19 protein-coding genes are annotated in these 16,601 nt (G+C 73.6%); 18 read left to right on the forward strand and 1 reads right to left on the reverse strand.

Annotated features, from left to right (window positions below; genetic code table 11):
• Nucleotides 1-13: 13 nt before the first annotated feature.
• From ANAEK_RS07945 to ANAEK_RS07955, 3 genes are read left to right on the forward strand one after another with little or no spacing between them, the layout of a single operon-like run.
• A complete protein-coding gene (locus ANAEK_RS07945) occupies nucleotides 14-1,309 on the forward strand; it encodes an AAA family ATPase (RefSeq protein WP_012525633.1) in 1,296 nt (431 codons plus the stop codon).
• A gap of 57 nt (nucleotides 1,310-1,366) precedes the next feature.
• Nucleotides 1,367-2,002, forward strand: a complete 636-nt coding sequence (locus tag ANAEK_RS07950; RefSeq protein ID WP_012525634.1) for a hypothetical protein — start codon at nucleotides 1,367-1,369, stop codon at nucleotides 2,000-2,002.
• Nucleotides 2,003-2,045: 43 nt separating this feature from the next.
• Entirely contained in the window at nucleotides 2,046-2,900 is an 855-nt protein-coding gene (locus ANAEK_RS07955) for a L,D-transpeptidase family protein (protein WP_012525635.1), read from the forward strand.
• Nucleotides 2,901-2,915: 15 nt separating this feature from the next.
• On the opposite strand, the gene ANAEK_RS07960 is transcribed toward ANAEK_RS07955, so the two are convergent.
• Nucleotides 2,916-3,398, reverse strand: coding sequence for an SgcJ/EcaC family oxidoreductase (locus ANAEK_RS07960; RefSeq protein ID WP_012525636.1), 483 nt, complete (start codon nucleotides 3,396-3,398; stop codon nucleotides 2,916-2,918).
• A 174-nt stretch (nucleotides 3,399-3,572) separates the two neighbouring features.
• Between ANAEK_RS07960 and ANAEK_RS07965 the strand changes: the two genes are divergently transcribed.
• From ANAEK_RS07965 to ANAEK_RS08035, 15 genes are all read left to right on the forward strand, one after another.
• Nucleotides 3,573-3,827, forward strand: coding sequence for a hypothetical protein (locus tag ANAEK_RS07965; RefSeq protein WP_012525637.1), 255 nt, complete (start codon nucleotides 3,573-3,575; stop codon nucleotides 3,825-3,827).
• A 189-nt stretch (nucleotides 3,828-4,016) separates the two neighbouring features.
• Nucleotides 4,017-5,354 (forward strand): sulfite dehydrogenase, encoded by a 1,338-nt coding sequence (gene soxC / locus ANAEK_RS07970; protein WP_012525638.1) that lies wholly within the window; start codon nucleotides 4,017-4,019, stop codon nucleotides 5,352-5,354.
• Nucleotides 5,338-6,372: a c-type cytochrome gene (locus ANAEK_RS07975; protein WP_012525639.1), complete on the forward strand. Its 1,035-nt coding sequence runs from the start codon at nucleotides 5,338-5,340 to the stop codon at nucleotides 6,370-6,372. Before soxC ends, ANAEK_RS07975 begins: the two co-directional genes overlap by 17 nt.
• Before the next feature lie 57 nt (nucleotides 6,373-6,429).
• A complete protein-coding gene (gene soxY / locus ANAEK_RS07980) occupies nucleotides 6,430-6,918 on the forward strand; it encodes a thiosulfate oxidation carrier protein SoxY (RefSeq protein ID WP_012525640.1) in 489 nt (162 codons plus the stop codon).
• 14 nt (nucleotides 6,919-6,932) lie between these two features.
• Nucleotides 6,933-7,244, forward strand: coding sequence for a thiosulfate oxidation carrier complex protein SoxZ (gene soxZ / locus ANAEK_RS07985; RefSeq protein ID WP_012525641.1), 312 nt, complete (start codon nucleotides 6,933-6,935; stop codon nucleotides 7,242-7,244).
• Nucleotides 7,245-7,396: 152 nt separating this feature from the next.
• Nucleotides 7,397-7,738, forward strand: coding sequence for a DsrE family protein (locus tag ANAEK_RS07990; RefSeq protein WP_012525642.1), 342 nt, complete (start codon nucleotides 7,397-7,399; stop codon nucleotides 7,736-7,738).
• A 32-nt stretch (nucleotides 7,739-7,770) separates the two neighbouring features.
• A complete protein-coding gene (gene soxA / locus ANAEK_RS07995; RefSeq protein ID WP_012525643.1) occupies nucleotides 7,771-8,586 on the forward strand; it encodes a sulfur oxidation c-type cytochrome SoxA in 816 nt (271 codons plus the stop codon).
• 10 nt (nucleotides 8,587-8,596) lie between these two features.
• Complete coding sequence (gene soxX / locus ANAEK_RS08000; protein ID WP_012525644.1) at nucleotides 8,597-9,229, forward strand: sulfur oxidation c-type cytochrome SoxX; 633 nt, start codon at nucleotides 8,597-8,599, stop codon at nucleotides 9,227-9,229.
• Between the two features lie 17 nt (nucleotides 9,230-9,246).
• On the forward strand, nucleotides 9,247-10,959 hold the full coding sequence (gene soxB, locus ANAEK_RS08005; RefSeq protein WP_012525645.1) for a thiosulfohydrolase SoxB: 1,713 nt from the start codon (nucleotides 9,247-9,249) through the stop codon (nucleotides 10,957-10,959).
• A complete protein-coding gene (locus ANAEK_RS08010; RefSeq protein WP_012525646.1) occupies nucleotides 10,959-11,915 on the forward strand; it encodes an MBL fold metallo-hydrolase in 957 nt (318 codons plus the stop codon). Before soxB ends, ANAEK_RS08010 begins: the two co-directional genes overlap by 1 nt.
• Nucleotides 11,916-11,973: 58 nt before the next feature.
• Nucleotides 11,974-12,360, forward strand: a complete 387-nt coding sequence (locus tag ANAEK_RS08015; RefSeq protein ID WP_012525647.1) for a cytochrome c — start codon at nucleotides 11,974-11,976, stop codon at nucleotides 12,358-12,360.
• A 26-nt stretch (nucleotides 12,361-12,386) separates the two neighbouring features.
• Nucleotides 12,387-13,217, forward strand: coding sequence for an SCO family protein (locus ANAEK_RS08020; RefSeq protein WP_012525648.1), 831 nt, complete (start codon nucleotides 12,387-12,389; stop codon nucleotides 13,215-13,217).
• Nucleotides 13,214-14,227, forward strand: a complete 1,014-nt coding sequence (coxB, locus tag ANAEK_RS08025; protein ID WP_012525649.1) for a cytochrome c oxidase subunit II — start codon at nucleotides 13,214-13,216, stop codon at nucleotides 14,225-14,227. Before ANAEK_RS08020 ends, coxB begins: the two co-directional genes overlap by 4 nt.
• On the forward strand, nucleotides 14,224-15,891 hold the full coding sequence (gene ctaD / locus ANAEK_RS08030) for a cytochrome c oxidase subunit I (protein ID WP_012525650.1): 1,668 nt from the start codon (nucleotides 14,224-14,226) through the stop codon (nucleotides 15,889-15,891). Before coxB ends, ctaD begins: the two co-directional genes overlap by 4 nt.
• A complete protein-coding gene (locus tag ANAEK_RS08035) occupies nucleotides 15,892-16,596 on the forward strand; it encodes a cytochrome c oxidase subunit 3 family protein (RefSeq protein ID WP_012525651.1) in 705 nt (234 codons plus the stop codon).
• Nucleotides 16,597-16,601 lie beyond the last annotated feature (5 nt).

Here is a 16,601-nt window from a genome sequence, read left to right on the forward strand (position 1 = left end):
TGCCTGCGGCGCCATGATCCGCCAGGAAGCGATCCTCCAGAGCCCGCTGCGGATCCTCGACCGGAGGCTCCACGGCGGCCTGGGGAAGGGTCGCCTCGGCGTGATCGTGGCGCCCGCCGGCGTCGGCAAGTCCGCCGTCCTGGTGCAGCTCGGGCTGGACGCGCTGCTGCGCGGCCGCCCGGTGCTGCACGTCGCGCTCGGGCAGTCGATCGAGCACGTCGCGGCCCGCTACGGCGCGTTCTTCGAGGAGCTGGCGGATCGCGTGGACCTGGCGGACCGCCGGGGCGTCCACGAGATGGTCGCGCGCCAGCGCCTGATCTGGTCGTCGATGGACGGCGGCCCGGGCGTCCGCACGCTGGACGAGGCGCTGGCCGCGTTCGAGGCGCACCTCGGCCGGACCCCCGCCACCGTGCTCGTGGACGGCTTCCCCTGGGCCGGGGCCGGCGTGGGCGCGACGCTCGCCGGCCTGAAGGCGAGCGCGGCGCGGGCGGGCGCCGAGCTGTGGATGACCGCCCGGTCCGCCCCGGGGTGCGCGCCGTGCGAGGCCGACCCGGACCAGGCGGCGCCGCCCGAGCGCTGCGGTGCCCAGGTGGACGTGATCCTCGCGCTCCTGGCGCAGGGGCGCGGCGCGCGGGTGCGGCTGCTCCGCGACCTGGACGGCTCGGACGAGGCCGACCTGCCGCTCGTGCTGGAGGGCGGCTCGCTGCGCTGGGCGGGCGGCGAGGACGAGGACGGCGGCGACCCGCGCGGCCCGGAGGCGTTCACGCTGCTCGCGGGCGGGTTCGCCGGCGCCGAGGAGGCGTTCGGCGCCTGCGCGGAGCGCTGGGGCGCACAGGAGGTGAACTTCACCTTCGCTGGCCGCCCCGGGCTGGCGCGGACCCGCGGGCTCATCGAGCTGACCGAGGCCGAGCTGCGGCTCGGCGAGGTCGGCGAGGCCTACCTGAAGGCGCACCTGCCCGGCGCGCTGGCGGCGTCGCCGGAGCTCCGGCGCGTGCTCCAGCTCATCTGGCACCAGGTCGGCACCGCGGGCGAGGTGTTCGCGGTCGGCGCGCTCGGCCCCGACGACAGCGCCCAGGGCGGCACGGGCTGGGCGGTCGAGCTGGCGCGGCACTGGGGGAAGCCGGTCCACGTCTTCGACCAGGAGCGGGGCGGGTGGTTCCGCTGGGACGGGCGCGGCTGGGTCCCGGAGGCGCCGCCGGCCATCACGCACCCCCGCTTCGCCGGCGCCGGCACCCGCGCGCTCTCCGAGCCGGGGCGCGCGGCGATCCGCGCGCTGTTCGAGCGGTCGTTCGGGGCGGCGCCGGAGTAGCCTCGGCCGGCGCACGGGCTACACTGGCGGCGGATCGTGTCCACCGCGAGGAGCTCCATGCGCCCAGCCCGTCCTGCCGCCGCCCGCCACCGCTCCGCCATCGCCGTGCTGCTGCTCGTCACCCTCGCGCCGGCCGCGGCGCCGGGGGCGGAGCCTGGCGCCGCGCCGGCCGCGGGCGCCGCCGGAGTGCTCGAGGCGCCGGCCGCCGTGGCGGCGACGCCGGGCCAGCGCAGCTTCGGCGTCGGGCCGACCCTCGGCTTCTGGTCCGGCGCGGGCCTCATCGCGGGCGGCGGGACCGGCCGGCTGAAGGGGTGGGTGTCGGGCGGCTACGCGCCGGTGATGGTCTTCTCGAACGAGCGGACGCCGGAGCGCGATCTCCGCTTCGACTTCTACAACGCGTACCAGCTCAACGGCGACGTGAGCCTGCGGGTGAACGGCCCCTCGACCACCGAGATCGCGCTGCTCGCCGGCTACAAGTACAACGGCGTGCTCGGCCACGGCGCCGGCGGCGGGGTGCGCGTGCTGTTCGACGTGGGGCCGCGCACCGCGGTGGAGCTGTCCTTCGGGCTGGCGGTGTTCCCGGATGCCATGGACCGGCTGGAGCGCGATCACGCCTATCCGGCGGATCGGGACCCGGGCATCACCCCCGCGCTCCAGGGCGGGGCGAACCTCGGTCTGCTGGTGTTCCCTTGAGCGGGGGTTGACGCGCGGCCCCGCGCACGCGAAGCCTGGGGCGATGCAGCCGCTGCTCGCGCTCCTCCTCGCCACGGTGCCCCTCCTCGAGCCGGCGGGCGGCGGCGACGTCGTCGGCGTGCTCGGCACGCGGATCGTCGAGCCGGGCGACTCGCTCATCGAGCTCGCCCGCGCGCACGACGTGGGCTTCAACGCGATGGAGTCCGCGAACCCCGGGCTCGACGCGTACGTCCCGACGCCCGGGGCGCCGCTGGTGGTGCCGGCGGCCTGGATCCTGCCGCCGTCCGCGGCGCCCGGCTCGGTGGTGGTGAACCTCTCGGAGATGCGGCTGTACCTGCTCCCGGGCGGCGACGCCGCGCCCGTCACCTACCCGGTGGGCATCGGCAAGGATCGCGCGAAGACGCCGCTGGGATCGTTCACCGTGATCGGCAAGACCGTCGCGCCCACCTGGTACCCGCCCGCGTCGATGCGCCGCGACGACCCGACGCTGCCCGACCGCGTCCCGCCCGGCCCGGACAATCCGCTCGGCACGCACGCGCTGCGCCTCTCGGCGGGCAGCATCCTCATCCACGGCACCGACGAGCCGTTCGGCATCGGGCGCAAGTTCAGCCACGGCTGCGTCCGCCTCTACCCCGAGGACATCCCGCGCCTGTTCGAGGTGGTGCCGCTCAAGACGCCGGTCCGGATGGTCCGCGAGCCGGTCAAGGTCGGGGTGCGCGGCGGACGCGTGGTCGTCGAGGCCCACGACGATCCGGACGCGCGCGTGGATCTCCGCGCCGAGGTGCGGCGCCAGCTCGAGCGGCGCGGCCTCGCGGGGCGCGTGGACGCGGCCAAGCTCGCCGCCGCGCTCGAGGCCCGGCGCGGCATCCCGGTGGACGTCTCGATCGACGTGTTCTGACGCCGCCCCGCGGGCTCAGGGGATCGGGTCGGGGACCGGCAGCTCGGCCCGGATCCGCCAGCGTCCGTCCTTCCCGCGCCGCCACACGGCCAGGTAGCGTCCCGTCACTGTCATGGGCGCGCGGTCGCCCTGCTGCACCACCAGGCGGTTCGTCCCCGCCTCCCAGGCGAGGTCGCCCGAGACCTCGAGCTGCACGGTGGTGATGGTGGCCTCCAGGTACCGGAGCGATCTCACGCGCCGCGCGTCGTACGCCTCGAGCTCGCCGCGGCCGGAGACGAAGCCGCGCTGCATCGCGGGGATGACCAGGGCGTCCTCGGTGAACACGGCCGCCATCCCTCGCGCGTCGCCGGCGACGAGCGCGCGGACGAACGCGTCGTTCGCGGCGGCGATCGCGGCGCGGAGCTCCGCCTCCGGGTCGGCGCGGCCGCCGGGCCAGTGTGCGCAGGCGCCGGTGACCACGGCGACGGCGGCGAGGAGGGCGCGGGAGGCGCTCGGCATGGGCGAAGGAGAGCGCGGCCTCACGCGCGGCGCGCGCGGCATCCTGTCCGACGCGCCCGGGCTAGGGCGAGCGCGGGCTCCTGGCGCGCCGCCCGACCCGGCCCGGCGTCGTCCGGTGGGGGCGGGATCCGGCGCGAGCGGTGCGCGATGATGCGGGGCCTGAGGAGGTGCGCGATGGCCGTCGATCAGGTCCGGGCGGTGCCGATGCCGCCGCAGGCGGCGGACTGGGAGCGCGCCGAGCGGGAGGCGCGGCGGGCCGCGGCGTACGTCGCCGCGTTCGTGGGCGTCCCCGCCGTCGTGGCGGCAGGCGCAGCGCTCGCCCTGTTCGCGCTCACCGCGCTCGTGCTGCTCGCGCCGGTCGTCGCCGGCATGCTGACCTGGGCGGCGTGGCGGTACGGCCGGCCGGAGCGCTGCGAGCGAGGAGCGTGAGAGCCTCCCGGCGCGCCGCGCGCTTCGCGTGCGCCCCACCAGTGGCGCACGGAAGGTGAAGCAGGGTCCCCGCACCGGTTCAACGCCGCGCGTCACCCACACGCTCGGTCGATGCGTCACCTCGCGTGAAGGCCGTCAAGCCCCACTCAGGACGGAGACGTCGACTATGCGTTCTCTTACAGCCCACGCGTGCCATCCAACCCTGCCCGCATCCTCCGGGCTCCTGAGAATTTCCTCACCCAAGAGCAGATCACCGAGGTCTCCGCCGGCCGCCGGAGCTTCCTGCGGAACGCGTTCCTCGCCGCGGGCGGGATCGCCGCCGGCGCGGTCGCCGTTCGCGCCGGCGCGGCCCCGGCTCCTGCCGGCGATCCCGCCATCCTCGAGCGCCAGCCCTGGAACACCTCGCTCGGCAAGCCCGTGGCCGCGCGCGGCTACGGCCTGCCGTCGCCGTACGAGGCGAACCTGCAGCGCCGCGAGAGCCCCGGCCTGACCCGCGTGAACGCGGCGTCGGTCTCGTTCGCGCCGCTGCAGGGGCTGTTCGGGATCATCACGCCGAGCGGCCTGCACTTCGAGCGCCACCACCAGGGCTGGCAGGACGTCGATCCCGCGAAGCACCGGCTGATGGTCCACGGCCTGGTGCGGCAGGCCAAGGTCTACACGATGGACGACCTGATGCGCCTGCCGTCCGTCTCGCGCATCCACTTCATCGAGTGCGGCGCCAACACCGGCATGGAGTGGGGGAACGTGGCGGTGCCCACGGTCCAGTACACCCACGGCATGCTGTCGTGCAGCGAGTTCACCGGCGTCCGGCTGTCCACGCTGCTCGACGACTGCGGCTTCGACCGGGCGAAGGGCCGGTACGTGCTCGCCGAGGGCGCTGACGGCTCGGGCATGACCCGGACCGTCGCCATCGACCGCGCGCTCGACGACGTGCTCGTCGCCTGGGGCCAGAACGGCGAGATGCTGCGGCCCGAGAACGGCTACCCGCTCCGCCTGGTGGTGCCCGGCGTCCAGGGCGTCTCCTGGGTGAAGTGGCTCCGCCGGATCGAGGTCGGCGACCAGCCCTGGGCGACGAAGGACGAGGCCATCCACTACGTGGACCTCATGCCCGACGGGCGTCACCGTCAGTACACGTCGATCCAGGAGGCGAAGTCGGTCATCACCACGCCCTCCGGCGGCCAGGTGCTGGTGCAGCAGGGCGCCTGCGAGGTGACCGGCCTGGCCTGGTCGGGCCGCGGGAAGATCAAGCGCGTGGACGTGTCGCTCGACGGCGGCCGGAGCTGGACGCCGGCGCGGCTGGAGACGCCGGTGCTCTCGAAGGCGCTGACCCGGTTCAGCCTGAGCTGGCGCTGGGACGGCCGCGCCGCGCTGCTGCAGAGCCGCGCGGTGGACGACACCGGCTACGTGCAGCCGACCACGCGGCTGCTGCGCGAGGTGCGCGGGACGAAGTCCATCTACCACAACAACGCGATCCAGACCTGGCGCGTCGACCCGAACGGCGAGGTGTCCAATGTGCAGCTGGCGTGAGCCGCTCGTCCTCGCGGCGCTGCTGGCCGCCGGCGCCGCGCACGCGGCGGAGGGCGTCGGGCGTCCGGCCACGCCGGCCGAGGTCCGGGCCTGGGACATCGACGTGCGCCCGGACTTCCAGGGCCTGCCGCGCGGCTCCGGCTCGGTGCTGCGCGGGCAGGAGGTCTGGGACGCGAAGTGTGCCTCGTGCCACGGCACGTTCGGCGAGAGCAACGAGGTGTTCACGCCGCTCGTGGGCGGGACCACCGCCGAGGATCAGGCCCGCGGGCGCGTGGCGGCGCTGACCGGCAACGGCCACCCGCAGCGCACCACGCTCATGAAGGTGGCGACGGTGTCGACGCTGTTCGACTACATCCGCCGCGCCATGCCGTGGGACGCGCCGCGCTCGCTGAGCGACGACGACACCTACGCGGTGCTCGCGTACCTGCTGAACCTCGGCGACGTCGTCCCGTCCGACTTCGTCCTCGACCAGGACTCGATCCGCGCGGTGCAGCAGCGCCTGCCCAACCGGAACGGCATGACCCGCGCGCACGGCCTGTGGGACGTGAAGGGCAAGCCGGACGTGCGCGCGATCCCGTGCATGAAGGACTGCGGGCCGGAGCCGCGCGTCGCCTCGACGCTCCCGGACTTCGCCCGCAACGCGCACGGGAACCTGGCCGAGCAGAACCGGACGTTCGGCCCGGTGCGCGGCGCGGACACCACCCGGCCCGCCGGCGCGGCCCGGACCGGCGCGCCCGCGGCGGCCCCGCCGGCGGGGAAGCCCGCCGCCGGGCTGACGCTGGCGCGCGCCAGCGGCTGCCTCGCCTGCCACGACGTCGAGGCGAAGCGGCTCGGCCCGAGCTTCCGCGACCTGAACGCGCGCTACGCCGGCGACGCGGCCGCGGCGGCGAAGCTCGCGGCCCGGGTGCGCGGCGGCAGCCAGGGCGCGTGGGGGCCGGTGCCGATGCCGCCCCAGCGACAGGTCGCGGAGGGCGACGTGGACACGATCGTGAAGTGGGTGCTCGAGGGAGCACGCTGAGGCGCCCGCGGCGCGGCGACGGTCGCCGCGCCCGGCAGAACCCGTAAGGAGAGCGGAATGAGAGAGGTAGAGCAGGCGGGCATCGGGAGGCGGCGGTTCCTCGAGACGACCGGCGGGGCCACGCTCCTCGGGATGCTGGTCGCCGCGGGCATCCTGAAGCCGAGCTGGGGCCGCGCGGCCGACTGGAACAAGGCCGCGTTCGAGGCCCGGACCATGAAGGAGGCGCTGGAGGCGCTCGGCGCCGGCACGCCGGCCGACTCGAAGGACATCGTCGTCACCGCCCCGGACATCGCCGAGAACGGCGCCGTGGTGCCCATCACCGCGACCAGCAACCTGCCCGACACCGAGTCGATCGCGTTCCTGGTCGAGGCCAACCCCAACATGCTCGCCGCGTCGTTCCTCCTGACCCCGGCCTCGCTGCCGGTCGTCTCCACGCGGGTCAAGATGGCCCGGACGTCGAACGTGTCGGTGCTGGTGAAGGCCGGCGGCAAGTTCCACGTGGCGACGAAGGAGATCAAGGTCACCCTCGGCGGATGCGGCGGGTAGGAGAGGAGAGAGCCATGGCAGATCCGATGAAGATCCGCGCGAGCCTCCAGGGCGACGTCGTGGAGGTGAAGGTGCTGATGAGCCACGAGATGGAGACGGGCCAGCGCAAGGACGCGAGCGGCGCGATCGTCCCGGCCCACTTCATCAGCTCGGTCCAGGCGGAGTGCAACGGCAAGGCCGTGCTCACCGCGCACTGGGGCCCGGCGGTGTCGAAGAACCCGTACCTCGCCTTCAAGTTCAAGGGCGCGGCCAAGGGCGACAAGGTCAAGGTGACCTGGGTGGACAACAAGGGCGAGACCCGCACCGACGAAGGGACCATCGCCTGAGCGCGCCGTCCGCCAGCCACGCGGCGCGGGCGGCGGGGACGGGGGCCCGCTGGCTCCTCGTCCTCGCCGCCGGGCTCGCGGCCGCCGCGGCGGCCCGGGCCGCGCCGGCGTCCGCGCGCGCCGCCGCCTCCAGGGCGGCGCCCATCAAGGTCGTGTACCACCTGACCGAGGGGATCGAGGAGGCGGTGCGCGCCATGCGCAACATCCGCAACCACCTCGACGCGGATCCCACGGCGAGGATCGTGGTGGTGGCGAACGGCGCCGGCATCGACTTCCTGCTCGACGGCGCGATGGACAAGAACGGCAACCCGTTCGACGCCATCGTGCAGGACCTCGTCACCCGTCACGTCGAGTTCCGGGCGTGCCGCAACACGCTCGTCACCCGCAACATCGATCCCTCGAAGCTCCTGCCGGAGGCGACGCTGGTCCAGTCCGGCGTGGCGGAGGCGGCGCGCCTCCAGGCGCGCGAGGGCTTCGCCTACCTCAGGCCCTGAGCTTCACGAACCGTTCCTGGAAGGAGATTCGGATGACCCGTCGATCGATCGGGCCGGCGCTGCTCCTCGCGGCCGCGGCCCTGGCCCCGGCCGCCCATCGCGCGCAGGAGGAGGACGCCACCGCCGCCATCGCCCGCTACCGCGAGCTGCTCCAGGACGGCAACCCCGCCGACCTGTGGGAGGCGCGCGGCGAGGCGCTGTGGCAGGAGAAGCGCGGGCCGAAGGGCGCGTCGCTGGAGCGCTGCGACCTGGGCAAGGGGCCGGGCGTGGTGAAGGGCGCCTACGCCGAGCTGCCGCGGTACTTCGCCGACGGCGACCGCGTCATGGACCTCGAGACGCGGCTGGTCCACTGCATGGGGACGCTGCAGGGGATCGGCGCCGAGGAGGCGACGAGGCAGAAGTTCGGCGCGGGCGACAAGCGCTCCGACCTGGAGGCGCTCGCCGCCTTCATCGTGGCGCAGTCGCGCGGCGCGCCGGTGCGGGTGCCGCTGAAGCACCCGAAGGAGAAGGCCGCGTACGCGCTGGGCGAGCGGATCTTCTTCTACCGCGGCGGGCCGCACGACTTCTCCTGCGCGACCTGCCACGCCCAGGGCGGCAAGCGCATCCGCCTGCAGGAGCTCCCCAACCTCACCACGCCCGCCGACGCGAAGCGCGCGTTCGCGACCTGGCCGGCCTACCGCGTCTCGCAGGGCGAGGTGCGCACCATGCAATGGCGCATGAACGACTGCCTGCGCCAGCAGCGGTTCCCGGAGCTGGTGTTCGGCTCGGAGGGCTCGGTCGCCCTCATCACCTACCTGGCCCGCCAGGCCAACGGCGCGGGGATGGACGCCCCCGCCATCAAGCGCTGAGGAGAAGACGATGCCGTTCGCTCGAACCGTAGCCGTCACGCTCGCGGGCCTCGCGCTCGCGGGCCTCGCGCAGGCCGCGCAGCCCCGGCGGGACGCGAAGGACGAGGCGCGCGCCCGCGAGGTCATCCGCGCGTCCTTCAAGGAGAAGGGCCAGGCGGGCCTGGATCGCCTGGAGCAGGACGAGGTCCAGGCGGCCTGCAGCCGCACCCCGGCCCAGGGGCCGCTGCCGGACGCCGCCGCGAAGAAGCTGGTCGCCGCGCAGCAGGCCACGCTGGTCTACCCGGCCGACGGCAAGCTCATGGGCGACTGGAAGAAGGGCGAGCAGATCGCGCAGAGCGGCGTCGGCAAGCAGTTCTCCGACGATCCCGCGAAGCCGTCCGGCGGCAACTGCTACGCGTGCCACCGCCTCTCGAAGCAGGAGGTGTCGTTCGGCACGCTCGGCCCGAGCCTGTACCAGTACGGCAAGGTGCGGGGGCAGGGCGAGGCCATGCAGCGCTACACCTACGCGAAGATCTTCAACCCGCAGGCGTTCACGGCGTGCTCCACCATGCCGCGCTTCGGGCACCACGCCATCCTCACCGAGGAGCAGATCAGGGACCTGGTCGCGCTGCTCCTCGATCCCGCCTCGCCGGTGAACCAGTAGCGCGGAGCGACGAGCCCATGGATCGCAGGGAGTTCATGCGGATGCTGGCGGCGGCCGCCGCCGGCGGGATGACCCTCCGCGCGCGCGCGGCGGGGCCGGAGGGCGCGGGGCTGTACGACCTGCCCCGCCACGGCAACGTGAGCCTGCTGCACTTCACCGACGTGCACGCGCAGCTCATGCCGCTCCACTACCGCGAGCCGGCGGTGAACCTCGGCGCCGGCCCGGCCCGGGGGCGCCCGCCGCACCTGGTGGGGAAGGCGCTCCTCTCGCACTTCGGGATCCGGCCCGGGACGCGCGAGGCGCACGCGCTCACCTTCCTCGACTTCGAGGCGGCGGCGCGGCGGTACGGCAAGGTCGGCGGCTTCGCCCACCTCGCCACGCTGGTGAAGCGCCTCCGGGCCAGCCGCCCCGGCGCGCTGCTGCTCGACGGCGGCGACACCTGGCAGGGCTCGGCCACGGCGCTGTGGACCGACGGCCAGGACATGATCGACGCGGCCAAGCTGCTCGGCGTGGACGTGATGACCGGCCACTGGGAGTTCACGCTCGGCGCCGAGCGGGTGAAGCGCGCGGTGGAGAAGGACCTCGCCGGCAAGATCTCGTTCGTCGCCCAGAACGTGCACACCGCCGACTTCGGCGACCCGGTGTTCGAGCCCTGGGTGATGCGCGAGGTGAACGGCGTGCCGGTGGCCGTGATCGGGCAGGCGTTCCCGTACACCCCCATCGCCAACCCCCGGTACCTCGTGCCCGACTGGACGTTCGGGATCGACGAGGAGAACCTCCAGCGCACCGTGGACGAGGCGCGGGCGAAGGGCGCGCGCGTGGTGGTGCTGCTGTCGCACGACGGCATGGACGTGGACCTGAAGCTCGCGTCCCGCGTCACCGGGATCGACGCGATCCTGGGCGGCCACACGCACGACGGCGTCCCGCGCCCGGTCGCGGTGAAGAACCGGTCCGGCCAGACGCTGGTCACGAACGCCGGGTCGAACGGCAAGTTCCTGGGCGTGCTCGACCTGGACGTCCGCGGCGGGAAGGTGGCGAGCCACCGCTACCGGCTGCTCCCGGTCTTCTCCAACCTGCTCCCGGCCGATCCGGAGATGTCCGCGCTCATCGAGCGCGTCCGGGCGCCGTTCCGCGAGCGGCTCGCCGCCCCGCTGGCGGTCACCGAGGGCGTGCTCTACCGGCGCGGCAACTTCAACGGAACCTACGATCAGCTCATCCTCGACGCGCTCATGGCCGAGAAGGACGCCGAGATCGCGTTCTCGCCCGGCTTCCGCTGGGGCGCCTCGCTCCTGCCCGGCGACACCATCACGCAGGAGGACCTGCTCGCGGCCACCGCCATCAGCTACCCGAACGTCGGCGTGAACGACATGACCGGCGCGACGCTCAAGGCGGTGCTCGAGGACGTCTGCGACAACATCTTCAACCCGGACCCCTACTACCAGCAGGGCGGCGACATGGTCCGCGTCGGCGGGCTCGAGTACGCGTGCCATCCGGGCGCGCGGAGCGGCGAGCGCATCCAGGACCTGCGCCTGCGCGGGAAGCCGGTGGAGGCCTCGAAGACGTACCGGGTCGCCACCTGGGCCTCGGTGAGCGAGGCGGCGCGCGACGCCGGCGGGGAGCCGGTCTGGGACGTGGTGGGCCGCTGGCTGCGCGCCCAGAAGACGGTCACGCCGCGCACGCCGAACCTGCCGCGCCTGGTCGGCGTGGGGCGGGATCCGGGGATGGCGTGATGGCGCCCGCGCTCGCCACGCTGCTCGCGGCGCTCGCCGCGGCCGGGCCCGCGCCGGCCCGCGCGGCCGATCCCGTCCTCGCGCCGGTCCGGCTCGCGCCGCGGGTCTGGCTGGTGCAGGGAGACCCGGGCGTCGCCTCGGCGGCGAACCGCGGCTTCAACTCCAACGCGGCGTTCGTGGTGACCGGCGACGGCGTGGTGGTGATCGACGCCCTCGGCACGCCGGCGCTGGGCCGCGCGCTGGTGCGCGCCATCCGCAAGGTGACCCGGCAGCCGATCCGGCGGGTGATCCTGACGCACTACCACGCCGACCACGTCTACGGCCTCGGCGCGCTCGAGGCGGCGGGGGCCGAGGTCTGGGCGAGCGCCGAGGGCAGGGCGTACCTCGAGAGCGAGGAGGCGGCGCAGCGGCTCGAGCAGCGCCGCAAGGAGCTCGCGCCCTGGTTCGACGCGGGCAACCCGCTGCTCCCCGCGGACCGCTGGCTCGACGCGGACGCCGCCTTCGAGCTGGGCGGCGTGCGCTTCGAGGTGGTCCGGCTGGGCCCCGCGCACTCGCCCGAGGACCTGATGGTGGTCCTGCCGGACGACGGCGTGGTCTTCTCCGGCGACGTCATCTTCGCCGGCCGCATCCCGTTCGTCGGCGAGGCCGACAGCCGCCGCTGGCTGGCGGCGATCGACCGGCTCCTGGAGCGCCGCCCGAAGCTGCTCGTCTCCGGCCACGGCCCCGCGTCGCGGGACCCCGGCACCCACCTCGCCCTGACCCGCGACTACCTCCGCCACCTCCGCGCGGTGATGGGGGCGGCGGTCCAGGACCTCGTCCCGTTCGAGGAGGCGTACGCCGCCGCCGACTGGAGCGCGTACGCGAAGCTGCCCGCGTTCGAGCCGGCGAACCGGATCAACGCCTACGGGACCTACCTCACCATGGAGCGCGAGATGCTCGAGGCGGGCCGGCAGTGAGCCGGCCCCGCGGACGGCGCGACGCTCCCGTTCAACCCCGCAACCGGAGGAACCCCACATGAAGAAGTCGATCGCGATGTCCCTCGCCGCCGCCGCCGTCCTCTCCGCCGCCGGCGCCCGCGCCGCCGCCCCGGCCCCGAAGAAGACCCCGGAGCTCGTCGCCAAGGGGAAGGCGTCGTACGCGACGAACTGCGCCGCCTGCCACGGCGACAAGGGCCTGGGCGACGGCGCCGCCGCGGCCGCGCTGGATCCCAAGCCGCGCAACCTGGTGACCGGCGCCTACCGGAACGGCACCACCGCCGACCAGGTGTTCGCGACGCTCGAGAAGGGCATCGCCGGCACCACCATGACCGCCTTCGGGCACCTGCCGGCCGAGGAGCGCTGGGCGCTCACCTACTACGTGCTCGACCTGCGCGGCGCCAAGGGCGCGAAGGCCAAGAAGTAGCCGCTAACCCTCGCGTCCCTCATCCCGTGACCTCCCTCCCGCGAACCCTCGCGCTCGCGGCGGCCGCCCTCGTGCTCGGGGCCGGCGCCGCCCGCGCGCAGACCCCCGAGCAGCTCCGCCGCGAGCTCGCCGCCATCGGCGTGGTGGAGCGGCTCGGCGCCGAGGTGCCCCGCGACCTCGCCTTCACCGGCGAGGACGGGCGCCCGGTGACGCTCGGCGCGCTCGCCGGCCGCCCGGTCCTGCTCTCGTTCAACTACACGAGCTGCGCGAAGCTCTGCAGCCTGCAGCTCGCCGGCCTGGCCCGGGCGCTCCGCGACGCGGGCTGGAAGGGGGAGGACTTCTCGGTCTTCACCCTGAGCATCGACCCCGCCGAGACCCTGCCGCAGATCCGCAAGTACGAGGAGACGTTCGTGCAGCAGGCCGGCGGCGGGGAGGGTGTCGCCCGCGCCTGGCACTTCGCCACCGGCGCGAAGCCGGCCATCGACGCGCTCGCCGACGCGGTGGGCTTCCGTTACCGCTACGATCCGAAGACCGGCGAGTTCGCGCACCAGGCCACGCTGGTGGTGCTCACCGGCGACGGCCGGGTCTCCGGCTACCTGCACGGCGTGAGCTACGAGCCGGACGCGCTGCGCACCGCGGTGCGCCGCGCCGCCGACGGGCGAGTGGCCACCGCCGCCGAGCAGAAGGCGCTCGGCGGGTTCCTCCTCTCCTGCATCGGGTTCTCCCCCGACGATCCGCTCCCGCTCGCGCTCAAGGTGATGCGCGCGGCGGGCGGGGTGGTCGGGCTCTTCCTCGTCTCCTTCGTCGGCGTCCACGTCGCCCGCGACCGTCGGCGCCGCATCAGGAACGCACCGTGACCGAGCTGCCCATCCGCACCCTCCACCTCCTCGCCGGGGCAGGCCCCGGCTACCTCCCCGCGCGCGCGTCCAGCGTGGCGGACGGGGTGGACCAGGTCTTCCTGTTCCTCTTCTGGGTGAGCGCCTTCTTCCTCGCGCTCATCGTCCTCCTCACCATCGTCTTCGTGCTGCGGTACCGCCGCCGCCCGGCGCGGCTCCACCCGGAGCCCTCGCCGGCGCACAGCACGCGGCTCGAGCTGGTGTGGACCATCATCCCGCTGGCGCTCGTCATGGCGCTGTTCGTCATGTCCACCCGCACCTGGATCCAGATGACGTCGGCGGACCCCGGCGCGGATCCGGTCCGCGTGCAGGTGACGGGGCGCAAGTGGTCCTGGTGGTTCGACCACCCGGGTGGCAAGGGCGCGAACGAGCTGCACGTCGTGGCCGGCCGGCCGGTGGAGCTGGTCCTGTCCGCCACCGACGTCATCCACTCCCTGTACGTGCCCGAGTTCCGCCTGAAGCAGGACGCGGTCCCCGGGCGCTTCACCCGGCTCGCCTTCACGCCCACCGTGCCGGGCAGCTATCCCATCCTCTGCGCCGAGTACTGCGGCACCGACCACTCGCGCATGCTCTCCACCGTGGTGGTCCACGCCGACCAGGCCTCCTTCGACGCCTGGGCCAGGGAGGGCCTCCCGGCCGACGCCACGCTCGCCGACCTCGGCAAGCAGGTGTTCGCGGAGAAGGGCTGCGCCGCCTGCCACAGCGTGGACGGGGCGCGGGGCGTCGGCCCGTCGGTCCGCGGCCTGTGGAAGCGCCACGAGAAGCTGGCGGACGGCACCACCGCGCTGGTGGACGAGGAGTACCTGCGCGAGTCGCTGGTGAAGCCGGGCGCGAAGGTGGTCGCCGGATATCCGAACATCATGCCGCCCATGCCGCTGGAGGAGCGCGAGCTGAAGGCCGTCGCCGCGTACCTCGAGACGCTCGCCGCCGAGGGCGGCGCGCCGGCGAAGGGCGAGGAGACGAAGCGATGAGCAGCACCGCGGCAGTGGCCGTGCGCGCGCCGGCGCACGAGACCGGGAGCTACCTCGAGCACGGGCGCGGCGTCCGCTCCTGGCTGTTCACCCTGGACCACAAGCGCATCGGGATCATGTACCTGGTCGCGATCTCCGCCTGCCTGCTGCTGGGCGGCGTGTTCGCGCTGGCGCTCCGGATGCACCTCTGGAGCCCGCAGGGCGCGCTGGTCTCGAACGACGCCTACAACAAGCTGTTCACGCTGCACGGCGCGGTGATGATCTTCCTGTTCATCATCCCCGGCATCCCCGCGGCGCTCGGCAACTTCGTGCTGCCGCTCCAGCTCGGCGCGAAGGACATGGCCTTCCCCCGCGTCAACCTGCTCAGCTTCTGGCTGTTCGTGGCGGGGGCGATCTTCTTCGTGGTGGTGCTGGTGGTGGGCGGGGTGGACACCGGCTGGACGCTGTACCCGCCCTACAGCCTGGAGAGCGCGCGCGGCCTCGGGATCCTGCTGGCGCTGTCGGCGGTGGTGCTCACCGGCTTCAGCTCGATCCTCACCGGTGTGAACTTCATCGCCACCATCCACCGCATGCGGCCGCCGGGGATGGGCTGGTTCGACATGCCGCTGTTCCTGTGGGCGCTCTACGCCACCGGCGTCATCCAGATCATCTCCACGCCGGTGCTGGGCATCACCGCGGCGATGGGCTTCCTCGAGCGGATCTTCCACCTCGGGCTGTTCATGCCGGAGTACGGCGGCGATCCCATCCTGTTCCAGCACTTCTTCTGGTTCTACTCGCACCCCGCCGTCTACATCATGATCCTGCCGGCCATGGGCGTGGTGTCGGAGGTGGTCTCGGTCTTCAGCCGCAAGCCCATCTTCGGCTACCGCTTCATCGCGGTGAGCTCGATGGCCATCGCGATCATCGGCTTCCTGGTGTGGGGGCACCACATGTTCGTCTCGGGCCAGTCGCGCTGGGCGAGCCTGGCCTTCAGCTTCCTCACCATGCTGGTGTCGATCCCGTCGGCCATCAAGACGTTCAACTGGATCGCCACCATGTACAAGGGCGCCATCGTCCTGAAGACGCCCATGGTGTACGTGCTCACCTTCTTCGCCATCTTCGGCGTGGGCGGGCTCACCGGCCTGTTCCTCGGCCTGCTCGCCACCGACATCCCGCTGCACGACACCTACTTCGTGGTGGCGCACTTCCACTTCGTGATGGTCGGCGCGGTGATGATCGCGTTCCTGGCCGGCCTGCACTACTGGTGGCCGAAGATGACCGGCCGCATGTACCACGAGGGCGTGGGCGTGACGTCCGCGTGGCTGGTGTTCCTCGGCTTCAACCTCACGTTCGTGCCGCAGTTCCTGGCGGGCGTGCTGGGCATGCCGCGCCGGTACGCCACGTACGCGCCGCAGTTCACCGCGCACAACCGGCTCTCCACCGTGGGCGCGTTCGTGCTCGCCCTCGGCCTGGCGCTGGCGCTCGCCGGGCTGCTCCACTCGCTGCGGCGCGGCCGCCGCGCGCCGCCCAACCCCTGGGGCGCGGCGTCGCTGGAGTGGACCATCGCCTCGCCGCCCACCCACCACAACTTCGACTCGACGCCGCGCGCCCGCGGCCCGTACGACTACTCGGGGCTGCACGAGGTCTCCGAGGACGCGGGCTGGGTGCGCGAGGAGGGACGCTAGATGGACGCGACCGCAGAGCCCGCCGCCGCCCGCCCGGAGCGCGACCGGTTCCTGGCCGTGCAGTTCGAGGACATGCCCGCCCAGCTCGCCACCGGCAAGCTCGGGATCTGGCTGTTCCTCGCGAACGAGGTGCTGTTCTTCTCGGCGCTGTTCGTCTCGTACGGCGTCTACCGCTCCCACCACCCGGAGCTGTTCCGCTACGCCAGCCAGTTCCTCGACTGGCGCATGGGCGCGACCAACACGCTCGTGCTCATCAGCAGCAGCCTCGCCGCGGCGTGGTCGGTCCGGGCCGCGCAGCTCGGGAACCAGCGCACGCTGATCCGCTCGCTGGTCCTGACGGTGGTGCTCGCCGCCACGTTCATGGTGGTGAAGTACTTCGAGTACAGCCACAAGCTGCACAACGGGGTGGGGTGGGGGACGGCGTGCAACCCGTCGCCGGAGCTGCTCGCGAGCCTGCCCGCCGCCGTCCGGGCGCTGCCCGTCCCCGAGCACCTCGGCACCTTCTTCAGCCTGTACTACCTGATGACCGGCCTGCACGGGATCCACGTGGTCATCGGCATCGGGCTGTACGTGTGGCTGATCGTGCGCGCGCGGCGCGGCCACTTCGGCCCCGGCTACTACGGGCCGGTGGACGCGGTGGCGCTCTACTGGCACCTCGTCGACCTGGTGTGGATCTTCCTGTTCCCGCTGCTCTACCTGATCTGAGGCCG

Origin of the sequence: Anaeromyxobacter sp. K (assembly GCF_000020805.1) — a bacterium.
Taxonomy (GTDB): domain Bacteria; phylum Myxococcota; class Myxococcia; order Myxococcales; family Anaeromyxobacteraceae; genus Anaeromyxobacter; species Anaeromyxobacter dehalogenans.

Excerpts from the sequence above, each read along its gene's own strand:
- ANAEK_RS07945 (WP_012525633.1), top strand. The coding sequence starts at position 14 with ATGATCCGCCAGGAAGCGATCCTCCAGAGCCCGCTGCGGATCCTCGAC.
- ANAEK_RS07950 (WP_012525634.1), top strand. The coding sequence starts at position 1,367 with ATGCGCCCAGCCCGTCCTGCCGCCGCCCGCCACCGCTCCGCCATCGCC.
- ANAEK_RS07955 (WP_012525635.1), top strand. The coding sequence starts at position 2,046 with ATGCAGCCGCTGCTCGCGCTCCTCCTCGCCACGGTGCCCCTCCTCGAG.
- ANAEK_RS07960 (WP_012525636.1), bottom strand. The coding sequence starts at position 3,398 with ATGCCGAGCGCCTCCCGCGCCCTCCTCGCCGCCGTCGCCGTGGTCACC.
- ANAEK_RS07965 (WP_012525637.1), top strand. The coding sequence starts at position 3,573 with ATGGCCGTCGATCAGGTCCGGGCGGTGCCGATGCCGCCGCAGGCGGCG.
- ANAEK_RS07975 (WP_012525639.1), top strand. The coding sequence starts at position 5,338 with ATGTGCAGCTGGCGTGAGCCGCTCGTCCTCGCGGCGCTGCTGGCCGCC.
- soxY (WP_012525640.1), top strand. The coding sequence starts at position 6,430 with ATGAGAGAGGTAGAGCAGGCGGGCATCGGGAGGCGGCGGTTCCTCGAG.
- soxZ (WP_012525641.1), top strand. The coding sequence starts at position 6,933 with ATGGCAGATCCGATGAAGATCCGCGCGAGCCTCCAGGGCGACGTCGTG.
- soxA (WP_012525643.1), top strand. The coding sequence starts at position 7,771 with ATGACCCGTCGATCGATCGGGCCGGCGCTGCTCCTCGCGGCCGCGGCC.
- soxX (WP_012525644.1), top strand. The coding sequence starts at position 8,597 with ATGCCGTTCGCTCGAACCGTAGCCGTCACGCTCGCGGGCCTCGCGCTC.
- soxB (WP_012525645.1), top strand. The coding sequence starts at position 9,247 with ATGGATCGCAGGGAGTTCATGCGGATGCTGGCGGCGGCCGCCGCCGGC.
- ANAEK_RS08010 (WP_012525646.1), top strand. The coding sequence starts at position 10,959 with ATGGCGCCCGCGCTCGCCACGCTGCTCGCGGCGCTCGCCGCGGCCGGG.
- ANAEK_RS08015 (WP_012525647.1), top strand. The coding sequence starts at position 11,974 with ATGAAGAAGTCGATCGCGATGTCCCTCGCCGCCGCCGCCGTCCTCTCC.
- ctaD (WP_012525650.1), top strand. The coding sequence starts at position 14,224 with ATGAGCAGCACCGCGGCAGTGGCCGTGCGCGCGCCGGCGCACGAGACC.
- ANAEK_RS08035 (WP_012525651.1), top strand. The coding sequence starts at position 15,892 with ATGGACGCGACCGCAGAGCCCGCCGCCGCCCGCCCGGAGCGCGACCGG.